The sequence below is a fragment of the Nitrospina watsonii genome (assembly GCF_946900835.1).
Lineage (GTDB): Bacteria > Nitrospinota > Nitrospinia > Nitrospinales > Nitrospinaceae > Nitrospina > Nitrospina watsonii.
On record NZ_OX336137.1, the window covers coordinates 2,727,372 to 2,754,242 of the forward strand.

Genomic DNA, 26,871 nt, shown 5'->3' on the forward strand with positions numbered 1-26,871 from the left:
ACCGCTTCATTTTCAATACCTCCCTGTTCAATATCCGCTATGAGTAAAATTGACTTGCAATTAGTTTCGGATCAAAACTATAATAAAGATAGCTGGAACAAATTACTTTGTCAATTCTATTCACCTTGGATACAATGCAACCATGAGCGCTTCCTTGCTGCACGATTACATAGAGCGGATCTCACACCTCATCCGTTCCGAAACCCGCATCGCGGGCACCGACTTCGACCTGCAACCCATCCAGCTGGATGTGCTGTATTACCTGACGCGGTCCAATCGGTACTCCAACACGCCGCAGGGCGTGACCGACTACTTTGGCCTGACCAAGGGCACGGTGTCGCAGACCATCAAGGCGCTGGAAAGCAAGGGGCTGGTGCAGAAAACGCCGGACGCCAAAGACGGTCGCAAGGTGCACCTCTCCGTCACCCGCAGCGGCAAGAAACTCCTCGAACGGGCCATGCCCGCGCAGGTGATCACCAGCGCCTGGGAGAAAATCCAGGAACTGGATCAGGACCGCCTGCTGGCCGACCTCAAACTGCTGCTCGTGCGCATGCAGAAGGTCAACGAGATGAAATCGTTCGGCGTGTGCCGCACCTGCCGCTTCAACACCCAGGTCAGCGAGACCAAATTCTTCTGCGAGCTGACACAGGAAGCGCTGACTCCCAACGACACCACCCTGCTGTGCCGCGAGCACACCGCCCCCACCCCCAGCGCCAGCGCCGTCAACGGCTGATCCACCCCGGCTCCGGACCGCATGCCGCCACGCGCGGAGGGAATATTTTTCAACCACAGATGCACACCGATAAACTCAGATAAACCTGCTTGGGATGAGATAGAACCGACCGGTCCCCCCCTTCTCAGAGACAGCTTTGCATAAGTGAAAAGAGGAGGGATCTTTAATACCCCTCTCCCTTGATGGGAAAGGGCTGGGGTGAGGGTGAAATGACTTTCCTTTGTTCAGACATTACCCAAAATTCCCATCTGCCAACTTGTGCAAAGCTCCCCGTTTCAAGCAGACCTTTGCACAACTGATAAGAGGAACGATCATTGGTAACCTCCCCTGTATCCCCTCCTTGAGAAGGAGGGGAAGAAAACCGTGGAGCGCGCCCACGGACCATCGTCCGCCTGTGATGCATTGCCCGTTTGCACCCGTCCCTGCCGGCCGCCGGGACTGCCTGCATTAGCCCGTTGCCTCCGGGTACAACCCGGTCATCCGCCTCGGACGCAGTCCGCACCCTCAGACCATCGTTCGCCCGCAAAGCAGTAGCCCTCCGCCTCGGACGCAGTCCGCGCCCTCAGACCATCGTTCGCCCGCAAAGCAGTAGCCCTCCGCCTCGGACGCAGTCCGCGCCAACGGATTACCGTTCGCTCGCAAAGCCGGGCTACTCCAGGATGGCGAACATTGATCGGTGGACGCGGGATCGGATTTATTGATTTTAAAAAGCCGCTCCGCTAGAATTGAATGCGAATTGGAACCTGTCGTTTTTTTTCACCTTTTCCAGGCACCATCATGAAATTCCGGATTTTGATTGAAGAAGACGAAGACGGTGTTTTTGCAGCGGAATGTCCGTCTTTGCCGGGATGCGTTTCTCAGGGCGGCACTCGAAACGAAGCATTGGAAAACATCAAGGATGCCATCCAGGGCTACATGGAAAGCCTCAAAAAACACGACGACCCCATTCCCCCGTCCATCCAAGAGGAAATCATCGAGATTCCACTTTGAGCCCTCTTCCCGTTCTTTCCGGCAAAGAAGCCTGCAAGGCATTTGAAAAGCTGGGATATGTTTTGGATCACCAAACCGGCAGTCATTTGATTTTACGAAAAACCGATCCACCCCATCGTCGATTGACCATTCCTAACCACAAGGAACTTGCAAAAGGGACTCTGCGCGCCATCATCCGTCAGGCTGGTTTGACCGTGGCGGAATTCAACGAGCTTCTTTAATTATACAAAGGCTCGGAAGCCATATGAGTGTGTACAAAGCATGGAAACCCTTTCAAGACATCCCGGCGCCCTTGTACCTGGAATCGATGGTCAAAGACGGCGACGGCCTGCGGCTGGTGCTTTTCGATGGATCGGTGGAGGGACGGCGGTTACGCATCCATTTCAAAGAAGTGCTGGCGTTTCGGAGTGCGAACGAGAAGTGCCTGCTGAAAACCTGGGAAGAGAACGAAAGCTGGGAGGGTCACTCCAGTCTGCTGACCGTCGAGGACTCGGAGTTTGTCGAGTGGCTGCACGCACAGAGCTTCGGCATGTTTTCCGATCGCCGCATCACGCATTACGCCGTGTACACACCGGAAGATTGCCTCGACATCCTGACGGATCAAAAACCCATTGTCGACCAAATTGCAATTAAATTTAAAGACTAAGACTTTGTATATTGAATGGAGAAAAGGGGGCCAATAATTGTAATTACTTTCTTAGTGTTTCTACCAAACTGAGAATTTCTGAACTGCCAGATTCAAAGTCTACATATTTAACTATTTTGTAGATATTTGGCAAACCCAATGCCATCAATGAAATGTATCCTTCGCCAATTTGCAAATCATTGCTTTCAGAATTAGGGTTTTCGTACTTAACGGGCAAAGCCCTATTAAGCCCAAAGTCTTTATAACAAAGAATTACAGGAATATCCTTGTTTTCAGCGACCTGCAATTCTATTCCCAAGCCTATAGAAGGAAAACTGGCCTCAGCAATTAGTACATCGGCCATTTCCACCATTTTTCTATCCCACAAATAACATAGTAATGCTTTTTCATCTTCCTGCTTCCTAGCTAGCTGCGGATCACTATCTACCAAAGCATATTTAATTAAATGCCCTTTTTTATAAAGCTTATGGGCAATCAGATGTATATAGTTGCAATATTCATGAAAAAGTTCCCTTGGGACATGAGTCAATCCGCAAGAAAGATAAATATCCACTAAGATGCAGGCCTCACATTTGGAATCATGAATTGGTGACCTGTTATTTCCGTAGCAATTTCATCAAAAAACTGTATGGGAGATTGCTTGATAAACTCAGTCAGTAACCAGTTTTGCCTTCCAGAAAGAAAACTATCAAACTCTAAAGGATGGTACCGACAAAGTTCACTTAGGCGATGCATAGCCGCAAGGGTAATCGTGCAGGAATATCGCGAAAGCCTAGAAGGCCCAGAAGTCTTTGCTCTTACATACCACAATGTTTGCGCACCATTAATATAAAACAAATCCTTTCTCAAAGTTTGCTGTAATTTTTTTAACCTTTCCAAATCTTTTTTTGTAGGTCGGCTTGGCTTTGAATAAGAGATTTTCTCTCTTGATCTAATTGTATAGTCAGGTCCATTCTTAGAATCCAAATCAAAATCTTGAGGCAACCTATTTATCACATGCTTTGAAGAAAAATCTTTTGATAGCTTTGCTTGAAAAAAAGCCTGCTTATTTTTTTTATCTGCAACAAACATCCCTTCTCTTATCGGAACAAACATTTCCCTTTGGGAAGAGTACGTTAAACAATAGGTTCTATGAATAAACGGAAGGTTAAATAATAATTCTTGCAATGTATGAGTTTTTGAAGTTTCCTTTTCATTTAAATATTCTGAAAAAGATGGGAAAACTCCATCATTCTTTATTTTCACAACTTCATTGGTGAGACTGATTTTTCTTGATGCGGTTTTAACTTTAGCAGCTTGGACTCCATGATATTCTTTAAATCTAATTTCCTTTGAAGCCAACAAAGCTTTAACTGCATTCAAAAACGAGTAATAATGCAATAGTGGTGCTGATTGCACCCCTAACCCCTCCGAAGCCAGACTAAATTCCCTAGCCTGATTCCAATAAAAAAATGCTCTATCTTTTTTTTCTCTTTTAAGCCAAAGTTGCACAAAATCCCAAGGAGAATTAGTAAGGACAGTACGAGAATCGAGCTCTTGATTTATTATTCCCTTATGCAAACCAATCTCACGCCCATTAAGTCTTATAGGTGAAAATGCACCCATTTTTACCCCGGTTAAAATTAATCAATTGCAAATTGGATTCAGAAATTTCGAATTTAACAGATGCTAAAATATTTTAAACCTAAATAATTAGTTTTGTGACTTAGCTAAATAATAAAAATAACTAACCTAAAAAAACTAGTTTTAGTTGAAGTTAGATTTATATGCCAAACCAACTGTTTTTCGTATTAGTGGGGTCGATGGTGTTGAACTTTTTCGTGCTGGGGATTTCGATCAACCGGCCGAGGTCGTTCTGGCCGGTGTCGTTGTCCGCCGTCTCCATCGCGCTTCAGGGCACGGCGCTGCGCCTCGTCGCATTGCATTCCATTTCCTGAACAAACACACCGCCCCCGTGCCGGTCCGGCTGGTTTCACCCGCCGACGCCGACCCTGCGTCCGCCCTCCTTGCGATCACCCCACCCCCTCCCAACCTATTGAATTAAAAGCTGATTTCATCGCCCCCACGACCGCCGATTTTACCCAGATTTCTTTGAAATCACGCCCGGCAGGGCCTATGTTTAAAGTATAGACAATAATAGTGGGGCGCCCGCCTCGCACAATGGTGGACATCCGGGGTATCTCGCCTCACTCAATCCAGGAAGACACTTTTCTTAGAAGGTGAAATGCTGCCATGATACCAAAACGAGTGAGTCTTATTTTACTGGCCGTCTGTTTGATGATCGGCTGGACCGTTGGCACTGCCAGCGCCGCACCGCCTTCGGAAGACATGACGACCGATGCGCAGATTCTGAATCCGGGGTCGGCAGGCAGCTGCCCGAACGATTTCGTCGTGGAGAATCCCCACAACGAGGCCGTGGAGTTGCAACTGATTCTGGGCAACGAGCAGATCATGCAGGAAAAGATTGAACCCAACGATGCCAAAGCCTATGGTCTGCAACACCGCCTTGCGGAAGCGATGATGCAGGGCAAGAATGTGAACCTCGACGACTGGGCGACGGTGTTCAATCTTGGCGAGAAAGGATCCGTCAATATGTTCTGCCTGCAGTGACCGGCGGAGCACCACACACTCAGCCTGACCTCCGGCTCGCCGGGGGTCAGGTTTTTTTATAGGGAAAGCCCGCGTACTGCATCCCGGCGAAAGCGGCGCGGGGCTCACTCCGCCGTGTCGCCCACGGTGTCCGGCGCGGTCCATGTGAAGAAGCGGCCGGTCATGACGGTATCGAACCAGTGCTGCCAGGCTTCGGCCGATGCCGTCGGCGCCAGCACCAGCGCTTCATCGCTGAGGCTTCCGTTTTTCCTGAGTGCCAGCGATTCGGTTTTAACGCGGCCGCGTTGCAGGGTCACGCGCACGCGGTTGGCATCGATCAACTCGATCTGCACCGCGCCCTCGCGGTCTTCGGACTCAAACGTGTATGCGTTCGCTCTCTCCGCCTGCGTTCCGGCGGCGAACAGGATGGGGCGGATGAAGCTGGCCGTGCGTCCCTTCACCAGCGTGTCGTGCACCACCACCGCATAGACGGTTTGCGGCCCCTGCCACAGCCACGCTTCGGTGAGGATGAGGTGCGCCTTGCTGCGATCGCTCAAGGTGCTGTAACTGCCGAGGAACTCCAGCTCCCCCGCCTGTTCGCTGGCGTGCTGCAACGGCGGCGGCTCCTTGATGAAATCGATGCTTGTCGGCTGTGCGGGCGCATTGGGATGGGTGTTCGCGGGCGGTTGCAGTCGCTCCAATGTCATGCGACCGGCGGTGAGGGCACTCACGTTGAACTCGTAGGCGGGCAGGATGTCGTGGGTGGTGACGATCTTCTCATCTTCCACCCTGCCTTGCCCGCCCAGGCATTCGGTGTCGCCACAGGCATAGAACGCCCACACCCCGCCTTCGGCATTGATGACGAGGCGGCTCGGAGGACTGCCCTGTTCCCGCCGCCAGTGCCCGGCCAGCGGTTGACCGTCCGCCGCCAAGTCGCCGAAGGTGCGGCGCAGGGTTTCGGGATCGCGGAACCGCGCCTCGAACAGCAGCCGGTTGGCCTCAAAAAAATTGGCGGTCAGGCGTTTCGATTCCTGCCGGACCTGCCAGACTTCGTAGCCCAGTCCGAGCAGCGCCACGGCGGGAATGAGGAAGATAACGAGGAATCCACGCGGCAGCCCCCTCCGCTGGCGCGCACTCAACAGGCCGAAGCCGCCGATCACATGGCCCAGCGCCGCCACCGGCACGACCAGGAAAATATCGACGCGGATGGGTCCGGTAACCGTCGGCCCCCAGACGAAGGTCATGAAAATTTCATACACCGTGAGCACCACGCCCAGCACCGCCGGGATCAGCAGCCCCAGGCGCGCGCCGGGGGTGCGTACGGCGGGCATCGCATACAGCAGGAGGCTCGCAATCGCCATCCAGTAAAACGTCATGAATGCGTTCATGCCACCCCTTTGTTCGCGGACGCGACCTCCGGCCGCCTCCGGATGCGGGCATCACGGCCCGGAGTTCTCCGCATTTTGAGACTGAATTTTTTGCAACGATGCGCTATAAATTCCAGATGCCCCTGCTGAGTATCATACGGGAACCCGATTGAACCGCAAGTCGAAGAACCAAAGAAAGGAAGCCGATGAACGATCCGATTTTAGAACACCTGGGACCGTTGGCCGCGCTGGCCGGAACCTGGGAAGGCACCAAAGGCGACGACACCGCGCCCTCCGATGACCGGGGCGTCGAACAAAACCTGTTCCGCGAACGCATCAGGTTCGAGCCAATCAAGCCACCCAACAATCACGAGCAACAGCTCTACGGTCTGCGTTACGCCACCACGGCGTGGCGGCTGGAGGAGGAAAACCCGTTCCACGAGGAACGCGGATACTGGCTGTGGGACGGAGCGGCCAACCAGGTGTTGCGCTGTTTCACCATTCCGCGCGGCATCAGTGTGCTGGCAGGCGGCACCGTGGAGCCGGACGCGACCTCTTTCGAATTGTTCGCGGAGCTGGGGTCGCCGACGTACGGCATTTGTTCCAACCTGTTTCTCGATCAGGAATTCAAAACCGTGCGTTTTGAATTGAAGGTCGTGGTGCACGACAACGATGCGTGGAGCTATGAGGAAGACACGCAGATACAGATCAAGGGGAAGCCGGACTTGTTCCATCATATCGACAAAAACACGCTGAGCCGCGTCCAACTTTAAACACAAAAAAAAAGCCGCCAGGGCCCGGAGGCCCTGACGGCTTTCTAAAGTGGCGCGGTTAATTACCGGGGCACAACCTGGGTCGCGTGCGGGCCCTTCGGGCTCATACCTTCCACGAACTCCACAGCCTGGCCGTCGGTCAGCGTCTTGAAGCCATCCCCTTGAATTTCCGAGAAATGTACGAAGAGATCTTTTCCATCCTCGGACTCAATAAAACCATAACCTTTGCTCTCATTAAACCACTTTACGGTGCCTTTTGACATGCTCTGTCTTCTCCTGATTGGTGCAAAATCATCGTCAGCGTTGCTGTAATGTTTTGCGCCTCATTTTTATTGGGGTTGTTCATTCAAAGGGTGCTTCGTGGACAGCCTGATGCTACAAAAAAACCATCCCAAGAGGATGGCCGGAAGAAAAACCTACTGATTGTTTTACTCTGCTCTCATCCCCGAGCGCGGATTTGTGAGGTTACCCGCAACCCGTTGACTTACGTCAACCCACATTGTCGCTAGTAAAGTAACACGGTTCCCTGGCAAAAGATATCAAAAAAACGATAAATTATTCGTCCTGTCCAGGCGTCTTTTTGACCCAGAGCGCCTCCCAAAGCCGGGCCGCCAACTGCCCTCGCCGCGCCCGCGGGAACGAACCGGGAACCGGAGCCTTTTTCAGGATACGAACACCCTGCAAACAACCAACCTGATTGGATTAATTCTACCAGCGCGGTCGTCCGGGCAGGAAAGTTTCGCCTCGAATCCAATGTATTTCCGGCAATTTTTTTCCATTCCTAATTCAGGAAAATCCAACACTTTTATATAAATCCTGCGCACCCCCTGCAAAACAAGCTTTATTCTGGTTTGCGAGCCTTTACACTAATTTTATCTCTTTAGCTTGGGAATCGGGTGGAACACTTCGGTCTTCCACAAGCGGGTTTTCAAATAAGCGGGATGGCATGTTGCCAGGGATGGCAACCAGATTGGATACAAAACAAGAGGAGGCGAAGGAATGTTTTCCAATCAATTGCTGGAACAAGGCAAGGAAGCGCAAAAAGAGGGCCGCTATGACGACGCAGTCCGGTACCTGCAACAGTTTCTGGAATTGCATCTGCCAAAACTGGGGGAAAACCACCCGGTGATCGCCGCCACCTGGTTCCGGCTGGGGCAGGTGTGGATGGAACAAGGCAACCCGCAACACGCCCTGCTCCATTTCGAGCTGACCAAGGACAGCCAGGTGCGCAACCTCGGCGAATCGCACGTGCATCTGACCAACACCTGGAACCAGATGGCCGCCGCCTGCGTGGACTACGGCGACTACGACCGCGCCATCGAATGCCATCAGCACGCCCTCGACATCAGCCTCCGTCATTACAGCGAATACCACCCATCGGTGGCGCTCACCTGCAAAAACCTCGGCATGGTCTGGTACCGCAAGGGCGACCTCGACCAGGCATTGCTGTTCGTGCAAAAAGCGATGAGCGGGTTCCGCGTCATCTGCACCGACGACCACCCCCTGCTCGCCCAGACCTGGAACAACCTCGGCCTGATTTCGGAAACGCAGGGCAATATCCAGGAGGCCCGGGATTTTTACGGCAAGGCACTGGACGTGGCCCGCAAGGCGGGACTCGAAACCCTGACGTTCACCCTTGAGCAGAAACTGGACAAACGCCCGGCTCCCGAAGACACCCCGACCGATGCGGAATCCCAAACACCGCAAGCTGCATCCGACGCCGAACCGTCCGAAACCCGCAGCACCTCCAGCTCCCTGTTCACCGACTCCCGTTCCGTTTCACACGGACCCTGATTCTCTCAGTCGGAGCCGCTCGCAATCCCCCCGCTTCACGCCGCTTAAAAATTCAATTGCGGCAAACCTTATTACCGCCTACCGTCATCCCAATACAAGACACATCCGCCCAGGATTCCACCGCGGACAGGGCTCGCACCCGCATCGTCCGCCGGCTTGCGGACCGATACCATACATACCCTAAGGAGACCCATTGATGAAAGCATCCGACCTTTTCGTACGCGCTCTCGAACAGGAAGGCGTGGAACACCTGTTCGGCGTGCCCGGTGAAGAAACGCTGAACCTGATGGAATCGCTGCGCAATTCAAACATCCAGTTCATCCTCACCCGGCACGAACAGGCGGCGGGATTCATGGCCGCCACCTACGGGCGGTTGACGGGAAAAGTCGGCGTGTGCCTGTCCACCCTGGGTCCGGGTGTGACCAATCTGGTGACCGCCAGCGCCTACGCCCAATTGGGCGCCATGCCGATGCTGATGATCTCCGGCCAGAAGCCGATCAAAAAAAGCAAGCAGGGGCGATTCCAGATCGTCGATGCCATTGCCATGATGCGGCCCCTCACCAAGTCCACGCGGCAGGTGGTGCACGGCAACAGCATCCCCGTCATCGTGCGCGAGTCGGTGCGGCTGGCACAGGAGGAGCGGCCCGGCGCAGTGCACATCGAACTGCCGGAAGACATTGCCGAGGAAGTCTGCACCGCCGAGCCTTATACCGCACAAACGGCCCGGCGTCCGCACGCCGATCAACAGACCATCGACCAGGCGGCGGAGATGCTGGTGGCGGCCAAACGGCCGCTCATCCTCATCGGTGCCGGGGCCAATCGCTACCGCACCAGCCAGGCACTGAAACGGTTCATCGATCAAACCGGCCTCTACTTCTTCAACACGCAGATGGGCAAGGGCGTCGTCGATGAGCGGCATCCGAAATTTCTGGGCACCGCCGCCCTGTCCAACAAGGATTTTCTGCACTGCGCCATCGAGCGGGCCGACCTCATTCTCAACGTCGGCCACGACGTCATCGAAAAACCGCCGTTCTTCATGTACGCCAACGGCAACACCGAGGTCATCCACGTCAACTTCTTCTCCTCGAACGTGGACGAGGTCTATTTCCCGCAACTCGACGTGGTGGGCGACATCGCCGACAGCATCGAGCGCCTGCACCGGCACCTGCAACCGGCGGCGCACTGGGATTTCAGTTTCTTCGATAAGGTGAAGCAGGAGCTGGAGCGGCACATCGAGGACAAGGCGGCGGACGACCGGTTCCCGCTGGGGCCGGAATACCTGACCGCCCAGATCCGCGGCATCATGCCGGACGACGGCATCCTCGCCCTCGACAACGGGCTGTATAAAATCGGGTTCGCGCGCAACTACAAGGCCTACGAATTGAACACGCTGTTGCTCGACAATGCGCTGGCCAGCATGGGCGCGGGGCTGCCTTCCGCGATGGCGGCGCGCATGGTGTTCCCCGATCGCAAAGTCATGGCCATCTGCGGCGATGGCGGCTTCATGATGAACGCGCAGGAACTGGAAACGGCGGTGCGTTTGAAGCTCGATCTGGTGATCGTGGTGCTCTGCGACAATGCGTACGGCATGATCAAATGGAAACAAACGGGATTGGGATTCCCAGCTTACGGCATGGATTACAGCAATCCCAACTTCTGCCTGTTTGCGGAAGCCCACGGCGCGCACGGCCACCGCGTGAACCAATCGGGAGACCTGTCAAAAATATTGAAGGAGTGTCTGGACACAAAAGGCGTCCACCTGGTGGAAGTGCCCGTCGATTATTCCGAGGACGAACAAGACCTGATCAAGGAGATCAAAACCAGAACCGCCGCGTTGTGAGCCGGGCGCTCACACGGCCCCGGCAACACGCGGGGCCACCGTGCAGGATGGATGGGCAGAGGCGCAACGAGCCCCCGGCCGCGATCACGCTTTTTTGCGGGCCTTGGTGGCTTTGACCGGGTCCACCTTGGCAGGCGTTTTTTCCGGTTTGCCGCCGGTTTTCCGGTTTTTGCGGAACATGGACGGCTTTTCAATCAATTGCGCCGACCGTTTCTGCAGGGATTTGACGGAGATCACTTTTTTCAGATTACCTGAACTGTCGAACACTTTGACTTCATGCATGGGACGTGTTTTCCTTAGGGGTGAGGCGCGTGGCGTCAGGGGCGGCCCGGACGCAAAAAAAGCCATCTCGAAGGATGGCCGGCACATAAAGCCTTTGATTTTATAAGGCTATCCGCTTGCAGCGGAGACTCCGGGGACACCACGAACTGCCTGTGTCAAACCATCTTTTTTATGTTTTGACACTCATTATAGCACGATTTAAGCCCGGCCCCACATCTTTTCAGGGAGCGCTGCGCCGCCCCATTTCACGCCCGAGCAGGCAGCTCCCGGACTGTCCCTCCACGTCCGTCCCATCGTTTTCAAACCGCTCGCGCCCGCCTCACCCCACACCCGGCGGCGACCAGTAGGTCCACATGTAATACCCACCCCAGACCAACAGTCCCAGGCAAACCAGCATCAGCCAGAGCGGAATCGTCCCATGACGCTCGCGGATACCCGACGCTTGGTACGTATATTCCTTGTCTGGCGAATGCGGGTCCTGTTTTCCCGGTTCCCCGGTTTGCGGTGTTTTTTTATTTTCAGCGGCAGCCATCGTTGCATCTCCCTTCATTCGGATTTCGTTCACAGCGTCCCGGCTTTTTTTGTGTGATGACGCCAGGCGGCATCAACCGCCCTGCTTCGCATCGCTCACATTTTTCAACTGCACCACGTCCTCTTTCAACCGGCCCTGATCCGCAGCAGGGGACAGCATCGACCAGATGTTGCGGCGCGTGTCTTGCAATGCATCGGGATCGACCCCCACCGACATCAGGCGCTCTTCGTAGGTCTGCACGCGCAGGGATTGAATGAAGTGCACGATGTCCCACACCTGTTTGGCATTGAGCGCACCCTGAAACACGGGCATGGGATCGCCGCCGACACCATTCATGATCGTTCGGAACAGGTGCCGGCTGTCGTGACCCAGCTTCACACCGCCTTCCTCGCCGGCCGGAAGGGTGAAGTTGGCAGGCTTAATGGGGAACCCCCATGTGTCCTGCACCACCCCCGCCAACGGGCCATCGCCCAGCCCTTCGTCCCCGTGGCAGGACTGGCAGTTCTTGACATAAAGCTTGCCGCCGTTTTCAATCGACGCCAGCGTCACCGCCGTTTCCTTGGGAACGGCGATGGGGTCTTTCACTTCTTCCTGCTGCCAGCGGTCGGAAAAGGTTTTGATGTACTGGATGACCGCCAGCCGTTCGTTCTGCGTCAGGTTGTGCCACGGCGGCATGCCGGTGCCCCACAAACCGTGCGTGATGGTTTTAAACAGGTCGCCGTCGGTGGGCAGGGCGTCCTTGCCCGGCGTGGAGTGGAACTTGAAAATGCCTTGTGTGAAGTCGCGCGGCTTCGGATCGAGGAACTTCGCCGACGGACCGGTGCCGTCGCCTTCGTCCCCATGACAGCCGGAACAGCGGGCGTCGTACACGTTTTCACCCAAAGGCAGAAGGTCTTTCTGAATGTGGTTTCCGGGATTCACGCTGGAGCCGACGGACAGGTTGGTGGAGACGAACTGCTCGCGCCAGTCGCCGATGCTGATGCCCAGCCGCTGAACGTAAGCGATCAGCGCCTTGCCGTCTTCGTTCAACTGCGGCGCTTCGCCTTCTTTTTCAGGCTCCTCAAACAACCACGGAAACCGCGGCATGATGGAATCCTTTTTCACCGCCTGCGGATCCCAGTGGTGCGCCGCGTGCCAGCCGTCGCTGTAACGCCGGCCGACGCGGGTGAGATCGGGACCGATGCGCCGCGTGCTGAACAGGTGCGGCAGATCGTGCACGTACTCGCCGTTCTGCGACACCGGACCCCATCGAAAATTTTCACCGGTCACCGGGCGCACGAACTGCGAATGGCAGTACCAGCAGCCTTCGCGGATGTACACCTCGCGCCCGCGTTCCTCCAGCGGCGTGTAGTCCGGCACGTCGATCTTCGCATCGGCCACCACGTCGGTGACGTGCGCGCGCTGTTGTTTGTTGGTCACGTACGGTGCAATGCCCTGCGTGCCGACGGCCAGGCCGAACAGGAAAATGCCCGCACCGACCACCACGCCGGAAGGCGTCTCCAGCCAGTTGCCGCCCTTTTTGAGCGGCGCCATCGGCACCTTCTCGCCGGTCTGCTCGATGGCGGCCATGCTTTCGACCGCTTTCCCCGCCTGTGCGGTTTTATAAAAGTTGATCAGCATCAGCAGGATGGCGATGTCCATCGACAGCCCGCCCAGCGTGCGCGCCACCCACCAGGGTTTCATTTCGTTGACGGTATCGACGAAGTTCGCGCCGTGCTCCAGCATGGAACCCTGCACGAATCCCTGCGCGGTGAGGCCGGCCGCCATCACGCTGAAGCCGCCGATGGTCAGCCACAGATGCCAGCTCGCCAGTTTGGCGCTCCACAACTGATTGCCGGTGAGGCGCGGCCAGATGTAATACATGCCGCCAACCACCCACACCACCATCGAACCAAATACGGTGAGATGCGAATGGGCGATGACGAAATCGTTGAAGTGCGTGAGTTCCTGCATGCGGCGGAGCGCCTCGACCGATCCCTGAAAACAGCCGAACAGGTAGTACACCGCACCGAGGATGAGAAATTTGCCCGCATAGGCGTCGGCGTCATTGCCGCCGCACACCTGTCCCCAGCGGCCGCGCACGGTGCCGAAGAAATTGATGGTCACCGTCCACACGGGAATGATCAACAGCATGCTGGTGACGATGGAGATGGTCTGCGTCCAGTATGGAATCGGGCTGAACAGATAATGATGCGTGCCGACGAAGGGATAAAACAGAGCCAGCGACCAGAACCCCAGTAGAGAAAGCTTATGACTGAACAGCGATTGCTTCGCCGCCAAAGGCAGGAAGTAATAAATGATGGCGAGTCCCGCCGGCGTCAGCCACAGGCCGACAATATAATGAATATACAGGCCGTGCATCGCCGCGCTGTCCACACCCGTGAACGGGCCGTACGGCAACACCACATTGCCCAGCACCAGATTGAACACGGTCCACACGAACGCCGCAGTGATATACCAGAGCGATACATAAAAACGCGGCTCCTGCCGTTGGAACACGGTGCCCAGCACCTGCACCGTGATCAGGCCCAGCACAATGAAGCGCAGGATGTTGAACGGCCAGGTGAACTCCCCGGCTTCAAACCCCATGTTGTGGCCAAGCAGCAGCGATCCCGTACCTAGGACGAGAAACGCGTTCCACAACCACAACAGCCAGTGCCCCCATTCTTCCTTATACAAACGCCGCCCGCACAAACGCGGCACGGCGTAATACATGAGCGCAATGAACAGCGTGGAGAACGCGCCGAAGATGACGCCGTTGACGTGCACCGGGCGCATGCGGCCGAAGGTGAACCAGGCCGTTTCACCCAGGAATTCCGGATTGTGAAACTTGATGGAAACAAAAACCCCGATAAAGGGGAATATAGTAAGCCAGATCAAGCCCCACCACCCCCAGGACTTGATCATGGGCTTGTTGACGAGTGTGTCGGTATCCATAGCGGGTATCCCTTTCGTTGAAAGTCGCAGCTTTTTCAACTGACAATGGGAATGTGATGATTTGCGTCATACATCCAAGCTATGCTCCATTCGAAGTCCCGTCAACAGGGCTTGCCCAGAAACGGTAAGCCGAGATAAGACCCTCCTCTCAAAACCTGCGCCCTAAAGGACCAAAAAATATAAAGTTTCCCACCCGTTGCCCGGGACACAAAAAATGAACGATCCCGTTGCCTCAAGGTTGAAGCGACAAATAATAATGCTATTTTGGGCAGATTTTTAAGTTTGGCGTGGATACGGCCGGGCGGCTGCATTCATTCTTTTGAACCGGTCGGAGCTGCGGACAGGGTTTGAAAATGAATCGATTTTGTAAAAATCGAATCATAATTAAAAGACAGGATTTATAGAATTCAAGAAAAGGAGACGACTATATGATGAAGCGCGAACTCGCTGCGACCCTGACCCTCACCCTGTTCCTGATCGGCGCTTCCGGATGCGGCGTCATGCACGGCCACAAAACCGTCACGCTGGACCAGGTCGATCCCGCCGCCCGCACGGTCATCGATACCTACACGAAGGACGGCAACATCGATGAAATTCATACCGGACACGAAGACGGTCACGGCATCTACAAGGTGCATTACAAAAAGAATGGACGTGAAAACGAGTTGCAGGTGACGTCAAAGGGCGCCGTCCTGGAATGGGAAGAGGCCGTAACGATGGAAGAGTTGCCCGCAGCCGTCAATGGGACGGTGACCCGTATCACTCACGGTTCGACCATCAAGGAGTTGGTCAAGGAAGTTGAAGAAGGCGATATGTTTTACGAAGTGGAGTTTGACAAGGATGGCAAGGAAAACGAAGTCAAAATAGCCGAAGACGGCAGCATTCTGGAATGGGAAACGGAATGAGGCCGATCTGCTGACCCACTGCGAGGAGGTCAATCATGCCAAACAGCGTTTATAAAATCATCGAACTGGTAGGAAGCAGCGACAAATCCTGGGAAGACGCCGCCAAAAAAGCGGTGGAAACCGCCGCTCACAGCCTGGAGGATCTCCGCGTTGCGGAGATCAAGGAACTCGACATGAAAATCGAGGACGGCAAGGTGACGGCGTTCCGCAGCAAGGTGGCCATCTCCTTCAAGTACCACGAAAAAGGATAGCGCTCCCTTTCACACAGCACATTCAACACCAGAGCAAGCCGGTCCCGCCATTCGGGACCGGCTTTTTTTATGATTCGTCGGCGTTGCGTTTCAGTTTATCTTTCAGGCCGGGGGGCAATTTATCGGGGATATCCTTGAAACGTTTTTTGATCTGGTTCAACAGCCACCGTGCCCACGCAAACTCCATGGCCAGGATGGTCAGCCCCGCGGGTATCACCACCAAAGCCGGACCCGGCGTGAAGATCAACACCACCCCGGCGCACAGAACCGTGATGCCCACGACAAAGACAACGAGCCGTCGCCCTCCCCGTTGCGTCAAGCGCGCCAGCGTCTGCGCGCCTTCCGCAATCGGCTCGAACATGCCCGTCCCCCCGCTTCGTATATCCAGGTAGGACGCCACCGTCCCCAGGCTCAGTATGCCTGCGATCACACCCAGCGACACCTCGATTGGAATGTGATAGTGGTGCGTCAAAATCATTTTAACGCCGATGAAACCCAGAATGAACATCAGGCAGATGTTCAGATAGCGGAACCGCGACACCACCGCCGCCAGCGCGAAGTACATCGAACGCAATCCGAGGATGGCAAAGATGTTCGAGGTGTACACCAGAAACGAGTCGCGGGTGATGGACAGGATGGCCGGGATGGAATCGATGGCGAACACCACATCGGACGTTTCCACCAGGATGAGTGCGAGAAACAGCGGCGTGGCGGTCCAACGTCCCTCCTGACGCACGAAGAACCTTTCTTCGTGATGTTGCATGGTGACCGGGACGACCGCGCGCACAGCACGAACGAACAGGTTGCGGTCGGGATCGATACTCCCCTGCTCCGCCGCGGGCATGCGGGCGGCGGTGATAAGCAAAAGCCCGCCGAAGACATAGAACATCCATTGAAAATGATTGAGCAGGCTGATGCCAAAACCGATCATCACCCCGCGCAGAACCACGGCAAGCAGAATGCCCCAGAACAGAACCCGGTGCTGATATTTGAGAGGAACACTGAAGTACTGGAAGATGAGAAGGAAGACGAAGATGTTGTCCACGCTGAGGGATTTTTCGACGAGATAACCTGTGAAAAACTTGAAGGCCGCCTTGCGTCCGCTGTGCTCTTCCATAAGCGGCGTGGGACCGAAGAGCTGGTATTCATAGAGGAAGTATATGAACACGTTGAAAGCCAACGCCAGCACCACCCAGAACAGAACCCAGGCCAGCGCTTCCTTCACCGGCATCTCCCGGTTTTTTTTGTGGATCACGCCCAGGTCCAGCGCCAGCAGCGCCAGAACCATCACCACAAATCCAATCCACACCCAGATCATCGCAGGTCACCGCCTCGTTTCAAATTCATCGTCGTCCGGCCCTCAGTCTATCCCGCCCACGCCCCCGCAGGCGCGCAAAAAAAGAGCCGGCCACCGGGACCGGCTCTTTATATTATGATAACAGACCGTCCTCAAGCGAACACGGTCTGGATCAGATTCTCTGTATGAGTTCCAGAGTGACGGCGGCGACCAGTGCCACGGCGAGGATGATGCCGAAGCCGCGGGCCATCATGACGTGGATGTTGCCCGCCGGAAACATTTCTCCGCAGTTCGAGCATTTGACCGTCCAGTTCGTAATCGGCGCATGGCACTCACAACATGCCATCTTGTTGACGATGCCTTCCATCATGAACATTCACCTCCTTGTGTCATCACAGTTCACAGTTCCGGTTCACTGCACCGGCTGCCACGATTCCCGTTTATGCTGCGCGGTCTGGATCTGCTTCTCGCTCATCAACCGCTCCAGCTTGTCGCGCAGCACCACCATGTCGTTGTAGTCCTTATCCAGCGGGCGCGTGGTGGAGACTGCAAGATTCACCCACATGTGCGCCAGCACGATATCGCGCGGCACACCCTGCCCTTTGTAATACAGGTCGGACAGCATGAACTGCGCTTCCGGCAATCCCTGGTTGGCTGCCTGCTGGTACCAGTAAGCGGCCTTCGTGTAATCCTGGCGCACACCCTGCGCCAATTCGTACATGGCGCCGAGTTGATACTGAGCCACGGCATCTCCCTGCTGAGCCGCTTTTTGGAACCATCTCCAGGCGCGACGGTAATCCTTGGCCACACCGTCGCCGTCAAAATACATCAGGCCCAACTGGAATTGAGCTCTCACATCGCCCTGCTCCGCCGCCTTCACGTACCAGTGACGCGCGGTATCGAGATTGCGCTCCACGCCCAGACCGGATTTATAGAGATGCCCGATCTGCGTTTGCGCGCGGGCATCCCCCGCCTCAGCGAGCGGCTTCAGGATTTCATGCCCCTTGGAGTAATCGTTGAAATTCAGAAACTGGATGCCTTCCTGATACCGTCCCTCCGAGGCTCCGGCGGCCAGCATGGTAACCATCAGGATGCAGGCAATCCGCACAAGCTTATTCAATGCACAACGCACGAGAGAAACCTCCTTTCCGTTTGTTATCCCCCTATGTCATACAACATAAAACGGATGCAGGCGTTGTCAAACACATCGGCGCGGACTCATTGAAAATCAAATTCAACTCTGCAACAACTCGTTGAGCGCGCGGGCACCCATTGCCGGCAAAAAAATTTGGTTTTCAATTTCAAAAGCAGGCATGCACATGCCCGAAAGGTCAAATTCGCTTGCCGGGTTGTTTTGAATGTGCTTAAGTGAATGGCATCTATTTAATTTTCTATTCTGATTTATTATCAAACAATGCTCCATAAACTGAGCGATCAATGGAAGCGATTCGTGAAATGGAAGGCGTCCGGCGGTGCCCTGCTGTTCTTCGCCGCCATGCTCGCCGTGGCACTGGCCAACACGCCTCTTCACGATTTTTACAACGAACTGATCCATACGCCGGTGGAAATCCGCATCGGCGGCTTTGCCATCGCCAAACCGTTCCGCATCTGGGTGAACGATGGATTGATGGCGGCGTTTTTTCTGCTGGTCGGCCTGGAGATCAAGCGCGAAGTGGTGGGCGATCCCAAACATTCGACCGCGAACCTCATGTTCCCGGGAGTGGCGGCGGTGGGCGGCATGGCGGCTCCCGCGCTGGTTTACATCTGGATCAACCAGGACGATTCGGTCGCCATGCAGGGTTGGGCCATCCCCGCCGCGACGGATATCGCCTTCGCGCTCGCCATCCTGAGCCTGGTCGGACCGGCGGTGCCCAGGAATCTCAAAATGTTCCTCATGTCGCTGGCGGTGCTCGATGACCTGGGTGCGATCGTGGTCATCGCCCTCTTTTACACGAACCAGTTGTCGCCCAATGCGCTGTTGATGGCGGGAGCGGCATTTCTGACTTTGATCTGGTTGAACCGTTCCGGCATCAACCACCTTATGCCGTACATGCTGGTGGGTGTTCTGCTTTGGGTGTTTGTGCTCAAATCCGGGGTGCATGCCACGCTGGCGGGCGTACTGGTCGCCTTCACCATTCCCATAGGACGTCCCAAAAGAACCGCCCTGTCCCCCTGCCGCCGCCTGGAGAAAACCCTGCATCCGTGGGTGACCTACGGCACCCTGCCACTTTTCGCCTTTGTCAATTCGGGCTTGCCGCTGTCGGAAGAGACATTCCAGTACTTCACCCATCCCGTCACCCTGGGAATCATGACAGGCCTGGTACTGGGCAAACCGCTTGGCATTTTCGGGTTCAGTTGGATCGCCGCCAAAACGGGCCTCGTGACGGTGCCTTCCAAAATCACCATGATGCAGATTTTCGGCGTGTCCCTGTTATGTGGCATCGGCTTCACCATGAGCCTGTTCATTGGCTCGCTGGCTTTCGACCTGGGGGGTCTGGATGACACAGGCTATGTGCGGTTGGGAATCCTGACCGGATCGCTGATCTCAGGGGTGCTCGGCTTCACCGTCCTGCGCGCGGTTTTGCACCAGAAGTAGAAGGTGGGAAAAGCTCTATGGAATAAACTGAAGACGTTGGGCTGATTTGCAAACTTCAGTTTTTCATGTCCTGCATCATGATCTGCGTCATGCCCTCTGCGGGCACCGCCGGGGAGTAGTAATACCCCTGATACTTGTCGCACCCCATGCCATGGAGAATATCGAACTGCTCCTGCGTTTCCACGCCTTCGGCAATGGTTTCGATATCGAGCGATTTGGCCATGGTGACAATGGCCTGCACGATGGCCCTGTTGGTCGGGTTGATCACTTCATTGACGAAGGACTGATCGATCTTGAGCACGCCCGGTGTGATGGTTTTGATGTAACTCAGGGACGAATAGCCGGTGCCGAAGTCGTCGATGGAAACCGTGACGCCCATATCGCGGAACTCATCGAGGATTTTCATTCCCTGTTCCGGGTTTTCCAGAAACGTACTTTCGGTGAGCTCCAGCTCCAGCGTGTTGGATTTCATTTCCAACTGTTGCAAGGTTTGAGAAATCTGCTGCGCCAGACCTTCCTTGCGGAACTGGCAGGCGGACAGGTTCACCGCGATGCGCGGATTGCCCAGTCCCATGGTCTGCCATTTCTTGTTCTGCGAGCAGGCCTGGGACAACACCCATTCACCGATGTCGAGAATCAGTCCGGTTTCTTCCGCCAGCGGGATGAAGGTCGAAGGCGGCACCCAACCGAGTTGCGGATGACGCCAGCGGATCAACGCTTCCGAACTGGTGAGGCGGCCGCTTTGAAAATCGATCTGCGGCTGATAAAACACCTCGAACTCGTTCTGCTTCAATCCGCGGCGGATGCACGCCGCCAACTCCATCCGCGAACAGGCTTTTTCTTCCATGCGCGGATCGAAAAAGAAATACGTGTTCTTGCCTGACCGCTTGGCCTGCGACATGGCGATCTCCGCATTCTTCAGCAGACTCGGTGCGGTGACGCCATCGTGCGGATACAGGGCGATGCCGATGGAACCGGTGACCAGAATTTCCTTATCCATGCAGGAAAGCGGTTTGCTGAAAGCCGTCAGCATCTCCTGCCCCAGATCCATGGCGTCGGATTTCTGAATCTGCGGCACGATCAAACCAAACCGGTCACCGTTCAGCCGAGCCAGTGAATTGTCCTCGGACAGGGAATTGCTGATGCGGTGCGACACCTGCGTCAGCACCCGGTTGCTCATCTCTTCGCCGTAGGTGTCATTGATGTAACGGAAATTATCCAGATCCACCAGCATCAGCGCCAGCAACTCCCGGTGCCTCTGCGAATGCGCCAACGCCTGAATCAACCGATCGCAAAACAACTCCCGGTTGGGCAGGCCGGTTAAGGAATCGTAATAGGCGAGATGCCTGATGGTCTCTTCCGCTTTTTTCTTTTCCGAAAGATCCTGCACCACGAAAAGCAGTCCCGGCGTCGCGCCCTTCTCCAGGTGGTCGATCTTGAGGCTCAACGGGATCAAGGATCCATTGCGGGCGATGCCGCGTATCTCACAGGTTTCGCTTGGCACGGGAGCCCGGTCCGGGTCTTCATGCGCATAATCGAAACGCATGTCCCAGAAATCCATGGAGGGCGTGGCGAACAACGAACGGATGTTGCGTCCGGACAACTCCGACGCGGAAAAATCCAGCAGGCGCTGCGCCGAGAAATTCGTCCACAAAATAAACCCTTTGAGATCGGTCAGGATCACCCCCTCCAAAAGGTTTTCCATGATGGCCTCCATTTGTGAAACCTGGGCGAAACCGGCAGGAAAGGTCATTTCAGAATCCTTTAATAGTTCAATTTGGGTATTCCGCCTCTTTCCACTTGAATTATTGGAGCTTGTGAGCATATGCATTGGAGGCACCCTTCTTAACGGTAATTGGTTTCAATAAATTAGGGGAAATATGAATATAGGCTAGCAGATAATGATAATCATTTTCAATAAAAAGAAAAAGGGGGTGATGCGAGAAGAGCTCTTACTTTTCAGTAGGAAAGCAGTTGAAGCAGGGCGTGGCCCACGCCGGCGAGGCTTTCGCCCGCCACCAGTCCCGCTGCCAGCACCACCAGAAAACGCCGATGCCAGTCCGCAACGCACCGCTTCAACGCCCACGAAAGCAGGCCGCCGATGAACATCGAGATGGAAACCCAGGCGGGAATGATGAACGCGAGACCGAGACTGGCGGCGCTCGGCAACCACCGGTTTTGGCTCGCAGGCAAAAATTGTTCGAGCAAGGCGAGGCACAGCCCCGCCGCCCCGGCCAGAGCCATGGCGGGCACCGCCCCGGCGGGCAGCGCGCCCAGTCCCTGTTGAAACACTTCGGCCACCGCTTTCCACGTGGCCACCGCCGGTGCCGGCCACTCGGCGGTTAGCAGCATCGCCTGCGGGTCGGGGATGAGAAACAGGTAAGCGGCGGTGCCCACCAGCGACCCGGTGAGGATGCCGAACACCTGTGCGATGCTTTGCAAACGCGGCGAGGCGTGGATCAGCAACCCGGTTTTGAAATCATGCAGCAGGTCGGAGCATTGCCCCGCCGCCCCGCCGGTGACGTTTGCCGACATCAGGTTGGTGGTGGCGCTGGCCGGAGAGAGGACGCCGAAGGTCAACTGCGTCACCTTGCCCAACGCGCCGATGGGCGGAATGCCGGTTTCGCCGCTCACCCGGGCCGCCACGATGGCCAACAGAAACGTCAGCACCACGGCGAGGATCGCCATCGGCCAGGTGATGTCGAACAACGTCACCTGCGCGATCACCACCAGCGCCATCGACGCCACCAGCCCGACGCGGAAACCGCGCCAGGTGCCGTCGGTCATCATAGTTTCGAATTCGCCCGCCGCTGCCCGCTGCCGCCGCTGCCGGAGCGCCCGCCACGCGGAGAAGGTGAACGTGGTCAGCGACGCCGTCACCATCAACGTCACCCCCGGCCACAACAGCCACTTGACCATGTCGCCGAACCAGTAGGCGCCGGGGTCGTTCGCTCCGGCTTCCGCCCAACCCTGGGCCAACGCCCACGGGCCCAGCACGCCCCAGGCGAACACCGCGCCCAACAGCAACGACACGCCGACACGCGCACCGACGATGGCGCCGAAGCCGACCATCAACAAAGACGGGTCGAGCACGAAGCCGAGGTTTTTGAGCGTCACTTGTTTGTATCCTGCCATCTGCAACGCGCCCGTCGCCGTCCCACCACCCACCGCTGCGGGGAATCCCAGTTTCCCGATCAGAGAGGTGGACACTTCGAGCGCCTTCACGGTGCCCGCGACCAGGGCGCTGGCGGTCAGCATTTTCAATCGCGCCGCCGCTTCCCGGCCATGCGCGTAGATGTCCTGCATCACCTCCGCCGTGGCCACGCCCGCCGGAAAGGTCAACTTCTCGGTGACCAGCATCTGCCGCCGCAGCCCCACCGCCACGACCAACCCCATAGCGCTGATGGCAAACGTCCACACCGCCAGCACGCCCCACGGCAGGCGCTCGCCCGTCAGCATGGCCAGCGCCGGAATGGGCGCGACCAGCCCGGCGGAAACGATGGAGGCTCCGGCCGAAGCCGCTGTCTGGTTGATGTTGTTTTCGTAAAGGCCCCACGGGCGCGTGCCCGCCAGCTTTTCGCTCAACCGCCAGAAGGCGAGGCTCAACAAAGCGGCGGTGATGGACATGTTGAACGACCAGCCGATTTTCAAACCGCTGTACACATTGCACGGCACCAACAGTGCGCCCAGCGTCATGCCGGTCAGGATCGCCCGCACGGTCAGTTGCGGTGTGCCGGGGGTGGGATGAAAGTCGGTATCGACGGAGGCCATGCTTCATTCTAAAAGAAAACGGCGTTTCCACCAAAACTCAAGGACTGCTATCATGAATCATGACTTCTTTCGCATCATGCCACAGACATCGGCTCGTTTTTGCCTGCCTTGCGACACATCCAAACAGGCAGGCATTTGCATGAACGCGTTTGCGTACTACATCACGGCGGCGGTGGCGGAGATCGGCGGTTGCTTCGCCTTCTGGGCGTGGCTGCGCCTCGACCGCAGCGCGCTGTGGGCGCTGCCCGGCGTCCTGTCGCTGGTCGTCTTTGCCCTGCTGCTGACGCGCATCGACAGCGTCTTTGCCGGTCGCGCCTACGCCGCGTACGGCGGCGTGTACATCGCAACGTCTCTCTTGTGGCTGTGGGGCATCGAAGGGCAGCGCCCGGACCGCTGGGATGTGGTGGGCGCCCTGGTGTGCCTGGGCGGCGCGGCATTGATCCTGTTCGGTCCCCGCCAATCGTTTTGAACCTTTTTCCAGTCAGGAGGCCTTATGTGTCTTCGCATCAAACATATCGTGACGCTCGCCGCGTTGATGCTGTGCGCCCTCGGTGCACTTCCGGTTCACGCCGCGCAGGGCCAGTGGGGCGGATTCATTTACCTGCTTGCCAAACCCGGCATGGAACGGTCCGAAGCATGGAAACAAAACCTGATCGCCGTCACCGAACAGGCGGCCCAACCGTTTGACAACGACTTCACCCCGGAGCCGTCCAGGCTGGCGACCATTCATTACATCCGCACTGTCCGTTACACGTTGCACGGCGAACCGTTCACGCCGATTCCGCTGGGCGTGATCCGCGTCGAGTCCATGGACCGCGACGCCATCCGCCAGTTCTACGATACCTTCCGCGCCGCCGCCGGCGACACGCTCGATCTGAACATCCTGTACGGAGTCACCTCGGAGTTGCGTTACACCGATGCCGAAACGCTGGAACGATTGAAAGAACACGCACCACAGCGCGGTCCCGGCTCGGCACAACCCAACGCCGTGGTGTTCCCGCTTTCCAAATCGGCGGAATGGTGGACGCAGACGCAGGAACAACGCGAAGCGTATTTTTTCCAGCACCCGGACCGGTTCGGCAAGGAACAACGGGGACACAATGCGATCGGCTTCCGTTACATCGATAAAATTTACAGAAAGCTCTATCAGTCGCGGTTCATCGGCGGCGGGGCGGACTTCATCACGTACTTTGAATACGCGGATGCCGACCGCGACGCGTTTGATAGCCTGCTGTCGGGACTGCGCGACACAACGCTCAATCCGGAATGGAAGTTTGTGGAAGAAGCGCCGATCGTTTACGGCACGCGGGTGAACGGGCTGGCCGACATCCTGAATCCGTGAGCCGCGCCTTTCGCTCGCCGGAGACCGGTCACGCGTCACCCTTCATATATTTCAGGTAAAACGGGGATTGCAGGATGGCCGGGTTGCCGAGCGCATACTGTTTCGCCAGTTTGAGGGATTCCTTCAACTTGTCTTCCTGCCCCAGCATGTAACGGCAGAGCGCGATGTTGTAATGGATCTCGCCCGCATGCGGATCGGCCGCCGTCGCCTGAATGTATGCAATCACCGCCTCCCGGTAATTGCCCTGGTTGAAATATTCGGTGCCGCGCTCGTTGAACATGAACGACGAAGGTTCAGCGCCGGCGGGCAGGATCAACGGTTCAGCGGGCGGTTTTTCGCATGCGGCCAACAGGGCCAGCAGCATTGCCCACAGCAGGCAGCGTTTCCAAGAGAAATGAGAAGTCATGGACAGGGTTCCTGAAAGTGCGGTGGAAAATCGAACGCTTATATTATAAAGACCCGATGAGTTTTTACCAGTCTCCCTGCCGTTTAATATGAACTTTCAAAGCCGGTGATTCTGCCATCCACTCTGCCCGCAGGCTCGTTGGCGCGCAGCACCGGTAATAATCGGATGCCACCCTTTTGTGTGAAGCGGGTGAACATACTATAATAGGATAAGCTGTACTTTTTTAATCCAGCGCCCTGCCCCCTTTTCCGATGAGGGAACCGGCCGGGGCCGTTTTTTCCGGAACGTTATGGAATCCGAATACCGGATGCCCCCCAAACCTGAAAACACCGAGGGCGCCATGCGCACGCTCGGCATCGAACTCGAGTTCGCATCCGAAGACGGCCTGCAACTTGCCGAGCTGGTGAACCGACTCTTCGAGGGGAAAATCGACCGCATCGACCCGCATCTGTTCAAAATCCGCGACACCCCCCTGGGCACGTTCACCATCGAACTCGACACCCAGTACGTGCATTGGAAAAAACCGGAGTCTGCGGAGAGCGACTGGATGGACGAGTTGCTGCCCAAGGAGTTGTTCGACGACCTGATCGAAGCGTTGGGCGACGTGATGAAATACGTGGTGCCCTACGAACTGGTGACGCCGCCGATCCCCCTCGACCGTCTGCCCGAATGCGACCGGCTCCTCGCCGAACTGCGCAAACTCAAACTCAAAGGCACCGACGAGGGATTTTTCTACGCGTTCGGCATGCACCTGAACCCGGAAGTCGCCGAGCAGAACCATGTGTGGATTCTCGACGTGCTGCGCGCTTACCTTTTGGTTGCAGATTGGCTGCACGAGCAGATGGGCATCGACCTGGCACGCAAACTGAGCCCTTATATCCGCGCCTGCCCGGAGCCCTACATCCTGAAAGTGCTGCAACCCAAATACCAGCCGGACGAGGAAACCTTCATCCGCGATTATGTGAAGTTCAACGACACCCGCAACCGCGAGCTCGATCTGTTTCCACTGCTGTCACACATCAACGAACCGCTGATGCAGAAGCTGGTGACCGACGACCTCACCAAACCCCGCCCCACCTTTCATCTCCGCCTGCCCGACTGCCGCCTGAACGACCCCGACTGGTCGATCAGCCACCACTGGAACTTGTGGGTGCAGGTGGAAGAACTGGCCGACGACAAAGCCCGTCTCGAAGCAATGAGCCTCGCCTACATCCAGCACGCCGACAAACTGTTCAAAGGCAAGTGGGCGCAAAAAATACCCGAGTTTTTGAACCGCTGAATTTTCGTTTTAAACTCGCGACGTTTATTTTCATGCGCACCCGTTCAAACCGGCGACGGGCCGATGAAGCCTTGCACGTGAATTTTTCAGGGAGAGCGGTGCAGGGAAAGACCGGAAGAAGAGAGAGCCGTTTCCACGGAGGGGTAAGCCTTTTATAAAAAGCGGAAACGACCCTCTCTTTCCAGACGCGGGCGGCGGGGGAAGACAGCCTGCCGACCGCGCAAGATCCAAAGCATCTACTACTTATTACTACAGGGAGGTTTGAACAACCAAGCCGGGTCAAGGACCAGAGGCTGGGAATGGCCGAGGAACCATCAACCTTTCCTCAATCCCCAACCCCAGTCGGGAATCACAGCCCCCGGTCCCTCCTCACACGGACCCGGTAACGCGTAAACCTAGAGGTTTTAATGAAGCTATAGGATGCCTGACGTCCTATGAATGATTTTGAAAATCATTTTCATAATCATAACACAAGGCGGCATCCTGTCAACCGATTTTTATATTTTTTTTCAGGCTCTGATTTTTAAGGGTTTTTGGAATA

The 26,871-nt window shown here is 56.1% G+C and carries 28 protein-coding genes; 15 read left to right on the plus strand and 13 right to left on the minus strand.

Translation table 11 applies throughout. The annotated features are described in order from the left end of the window. Positions 1-142: 142 nt before the first annotated feature. The 4 genes from QML71_RS12765 (at position 143) to QML71_RS12780 (ending at position 2,369) form a co-directional block, all read left to right on the plus strand. Entirely contained in the window at positions 143-733 is a 591-nt protein-coding gene (locus QML71_RS12765) for a MarR family winged helix-turn-helix transcriptional regulator (protein WP_282012307.1), read from the plus strand. Between the two features lie 777 nt (positions 734-1,510). Continuing rightward, positions 1,511-1,723, plus strand: a complete 213-nt coding sequence (locus tag QML71_RS12770; protein ID WP_282012308.1) for a type II toxin-antitoxin system HicB family antitoxin — start codon at positions 1,511-1,513, stop codon at positions 1,721-1,723. Next, positions 1,720-1,944, plus strand: a complete 225-nt coding sequence (locus QML71_RS12775) for a type II toxin-antitoxin system HicA family toxin (RefSeq protein WP_282012309.1) — start codon at positions 1,720-1,722, stop codon at positions 1,942-1,944. The genes QML71_RS12770 and QML71_RS12775 overlap by 4 nt, the downstream gene beginning before the upstream one ends. Positions 1,945-1,967: 23 nt before the next feature. Further along, positions 1,968-2,369, plus strand: a complete 402-nt coding sequence (locus QML71_RS12780; protein ID WP_282012310.1) for a hypothetical protein — start codon at positions 1,968-1,970, stop codon at positions 2,367-2,369. A gap of 43 nt (positions 2,370-2,412) precedes the next feature. On the opposite strand, the gene QML71_RS12785 is transcribed toward QML71_RS12780, so the two are convergent. Further along, positions 2,413-2,922 carry a hypothetical protein gene (locus tag QML71_RS12785; RefSeq protein ID WP_282012311.1) on the minus strand — a complete coding sequence of 170 codons (510 nt, stop codon included), beginning with the start codon at positions 2,920-2,922 and terminating at the stop codon, positions 2,413-2,415. Further along, a complete protein-coding gene (locus QML71_RS12790; RefSeq protein WP_282012312.1) occupies positions 2,922-3,974 on the minus strand; it encodes a YaaC family protein in 1,053 nt (350 codons plus the stop codon). The genes QML71_RS12785 and QML71_RS12790 overlap by 1 nt, the downstream gene beginning before the upstream one ends. 161 nt (positions 3,975-4,135) lie before the next feature. On the opposite strand from QML71_RS12790, the gene QML71_RS12795 reads away from it, so the two are divergent. Then, entirely contained in the window at positions 4,136-4,306 is a 171-nt protein-coding gene (locus QML71_RS12795; protein ID WP_282012313.1) for a hypothetical protein, read from the plus strand. Positions 4,307-4,601: 295 nt separating this feature from the next. After that, a complete protein-coding gene (locus QML71_RS12800) occupies positions 4,602-4,979 on the plus strand; it encodes a hypothetical protein (RefSeq protein WP_282012314.1) in 378 nt (125 codons plus the stop codon). 104 nt (positions 4,980-5,083) lie between these two features. Here QML71_RS12800 and QML71_RS12805 read toward each other — a convergent pair whose 3' ends face one another. Further along, positions 5,084-6,346 (minus strand): hypothetical protein, encoded by a 1,263-nt coding sequence (locus QML71_RS12805; protein WP_282012315.1) that lies wholly within the window; start codon positions 6,344-6,346, stop codon positions 5,084-5,086. 185 nt (positions 6,347-6,531) lie between these two features. On the opposite strand from QML71_RS12805, the gene QML71_RS12810 reads away from it, so the two are divergent. Then, positions 6,532-7,098, plus strand: a complete 567-nt coding sequence (locus QML71_RS12810) for a heme-binding beta-barrel domain-containing protein (RefSeq protein ID WP_282012316.1) — start codon at positions 6,532-6,534, stop codon at positions 7,096-7,098. A 62-nt stretch (positions 7,099-7,160) separates the two neighbouring features. Here QML71_RS12810 and QML71_RS12815 read toward each other — a convergent pair whose 3' ends face one another. Then, the gene (locus QML71_RS12815; RefSeq protein WP_282012317.1) at positions 7,161-7,361 is read right to left on the minus strand and encodes a cold-shock protein; all 201 of its coding nucleotides are present in this window, start codon (positions 7,359-7,361) and stop codon (positions 7,161-7,163) included. A gap of 736 nt (positions 7,362-8,097) precedes the next feature. Between QML71_RS12815 and QML71_RS12820 the strand changes: the two genes are divergently transcribed. Together QML71_RS12820 and QML71_RS12825 are read left to right on the plus strand one after the other, a co-directional pair. Continuing rightward, entirely contained in the window at positions 8,098-8,892 is a 795-nt protein-coding gene (locus tag QML71_RS12820; protein ID WP_282012318.1) for a tetratricopeptide repeat protein, read from the plus strand. Between the two features lie 196 nt (positions 8,893-9,088). Continuing rightward, the gene (locus tag QML71_RS12825; RefSeq protein WP_282012319.1) at positions 9,089-10,732 is read left to right on the plus strand and encodes an acetolactate synthase large subunit; all 1,644 of its coding nucleotides are present in this window, start codon (positions 9,089-9,091) and stop codon (positions 10,730-10,732) included. A gap of 84 nt (positions 10,733-10,816) precedes the next feature. On the opposite strand, the gene QML71_RS12830 is transcribed toward QML71_RS12825, so the two are convergent. The 3 genes from QML71_RS12830 to QML71_RS12840 form a co-directional block, all read right to left on the minus strand. Continuing rightward, positions 10,817-11,014 carry a hypothetical protein gene (locus tag QML71_RS12830; RefSeq protein ID WP_282012320.1) on the minus strand — a complete coding sequence of 66 codons (198 nt, stop codon included), beginning with the start codon at positions 11,012-11,014 and terminating at the stop codon, positions 10,817-10,819. A 319-nt stretch (positions 11,015-11,333) separates the two neighbouring features. Then, the gene (locus QML71_RS12835) at positions 11,334-11,546 is read right to left on the minus strand and encodes a hypothetical protein (RefSeq protein ID WP_282012321.1); all 213 of its coding nucleotides are present in this window, start codon (positions 11,544-11,546) and stop codon (positions 11,334-11,336) included. Positions 11,547-11,618: 72 nt separating this feature from the next. Beyond that, the gene (locus QML71_RS12840) at positions 11,619-14,483 is read right to left on the minus strand and encodes a cbb3-type cytochrome c oxidase subunit I (protein ID WP_282012322.1); all 2,865 of its coding nucleotides are present in this window, start codon (positions 14,481-14,483) and stop codon (positions 11,619-11,621) included. Between the two features lie 428 nt (positions 14,484-14,911). Here QML71_RS12840 and QML71_RS12845 point away from each other — a divergent pair, with 428 nt between their 5' ends. Together QML71_RS12845 and QML71_RS12850 are read left to right on the plus strand one after the other, a co-directional pair. After that, the gene (locus QML71_RS12845; RefSeq protein ID WP_282012323.1) at positions 14,912-15,388 is read left to right on the plus strand and encodes a hypothetical protein; all 477 of its coding nucleotides are present in this window, start codon (positions 14,912-14,914) and stop codon (positions 15,386-15,388) included. A 35-nt stretch (positions 15,389-15,423) separates the two neighbouring features. Then, a complete protein-coding gene (locus QML71_RS12850) occupies positions 15,424-15,639 on the plus strand; it encodes a dodecin family protein (RefSeq protein WP_282012324.1) in 216 nt (71 codons plus the stop codon). A gap of 67 nt (positions 15,640-15,706) precedes the next feature. On the opposite strand, the gene QML71_RS12855 is transcribed toward QML71_RS12850, so the two are convergent. The 3 genes from QML71_RS12855 to QML71_RS12865 all read right to left on the minus strand — a co-directional run bounded on the left by QML71_RS12855 (position 15,707) and on the right by QML71_RS12865 (position 18,023). Continuing rightward, positions 15,707-16,957, minus strand: a complete 1,251-nt coding sequence (locus tag QML71_RS12855; RefSeq protein ID WP_282012325.1) for a TerC/Alx family metal homeostasis membrane protein — start codon at positions 16,955-16,957, stop codon at positions 15,707-15,709. Positions 16,958-17,108: 151 nt separating this feature from the next. Next, on the minus strand, positions 17,109-17,312 hold the full coding sequence (locus QML71_RS12860; RefSeq protein ID WP_282012326.1) for a hypothetical protein: 204 nt from the start codon (positions 17,310-17,312) through the stop codon (positions 17,109-17,111). A gap of 36 nt (positions 17,313-17,348) precedes the next feature. Beyond that, positions 17,349-18,023 carry a tetratricopeptide repeat protein gene (locus QML71_RS12865; RefSeq protein ID WP_282012327.1) on the minus strand — a complete coding sequence of 225 codons (675 nt, stop codon included), beginning with the start codon at positions 18,021-18,023 and terminating at the stop codon, positions 17,349-17,351. Positions 18,024-18,350: 327 nt separating this feature from the next. Between QML71_RS12865 and nhaA the strand changes: the two genes are divergently transcribed. Continuing rightward, positions 18,351-19,532, plus strand: a complete 1,182-nt coding sequence (nhaA, locus tag QML71_RS12870) for a Na+/H+ antiporter NhaA (protein ID WP_282012328.1) — start codon at positions 18,351-18,353, stop codon at positions 19,530-19,532. 55 nt (positions 19,533-19,587) lie between these two features. Here the strand turns inward: nhaA and QML71_RS12875 are convergent, their stop codons facing one another. Further along, on the minus strand, positions 19,588-21,285 hold the full coding sequence (locus QML71_RS12875) for a putative bifunctional diguanylate cyclase/phosphodiesterase (protein ID WP_282012329.1): 1,698 nt from the start codon (positions 21,283-21,285) through the stop codon (positions 19,588-19,590). Positions 21,286-21,491: 206 nt separating this feature from the next. Continuing rightward, a complete protein-coding gene (locus tag QML71_RS12880) occupies positions 21,492-23,303 on the minus strand; it encodes an OPT family oligopeptide transporter (protein WP_282012330.1) in 1,812 nt (603 codons plus the stop codon). 139 nt (positions 23,304-23,442) lie between these two features. On the opposite strand from QML71_RS12880, the gene QML71_RS12885 reads away from it, so the two are divergent. Continuing rightward, on the plus strand, positions 23,443-23,772 hold the full coding sequence (locus tag QML71_RS12885) for a YnfA family protein (RefSeq protein WP_345742354.1): 330 nt from the start codon (positions 23,443-23,445) through the stop codon (positions 23,770-23,772). 24 nt (positions 23,773-23,796) lie between these two features. Further along, positions 23,797-24,645 (plus strand): chlorite dismutase family protein, encoded by an 849-nt coding sequence (locus tag QML71_RS12890; RefSeq protein ID WP_282012332.1) that lies wholly within the window; start codon positions 23,797-23,799, stop codon positions 24,643-24,645. 28 nt (positions 24,646-24,673) lie between these two features. On the opposite strand, the gene QML71_RS12895 is transcribed toward QML71_RS12890, so the two are convergent. Beyond that, complete coding sequence (locus QML71_RS12895; protein ID WP_282012333.1) at positions 24,674-25,051, minus strand: tetratricopeptide repeat protein; 378 nt, start codon at positions 25,049-25,051, stop codon at positions 24,674-24,676. 289 nt (positions 25,052-25,340) lie between these two features. Here QML71_RS12895 and QML71_RS12900 point away from each other — a divergent pair, with 289 nt between their 5' ends. Beyond that, entirely contained in the window at positions 25,341-26,330 is a 990-nt protein-coding gene (locus QML71_RS12900; RefSeq protein WP_282012334.1) for an amidoligase family protein, read from the plus strand. The last annotated feature ends 541 nt before the right edge of the window (positions 26,331-26,871 follow it).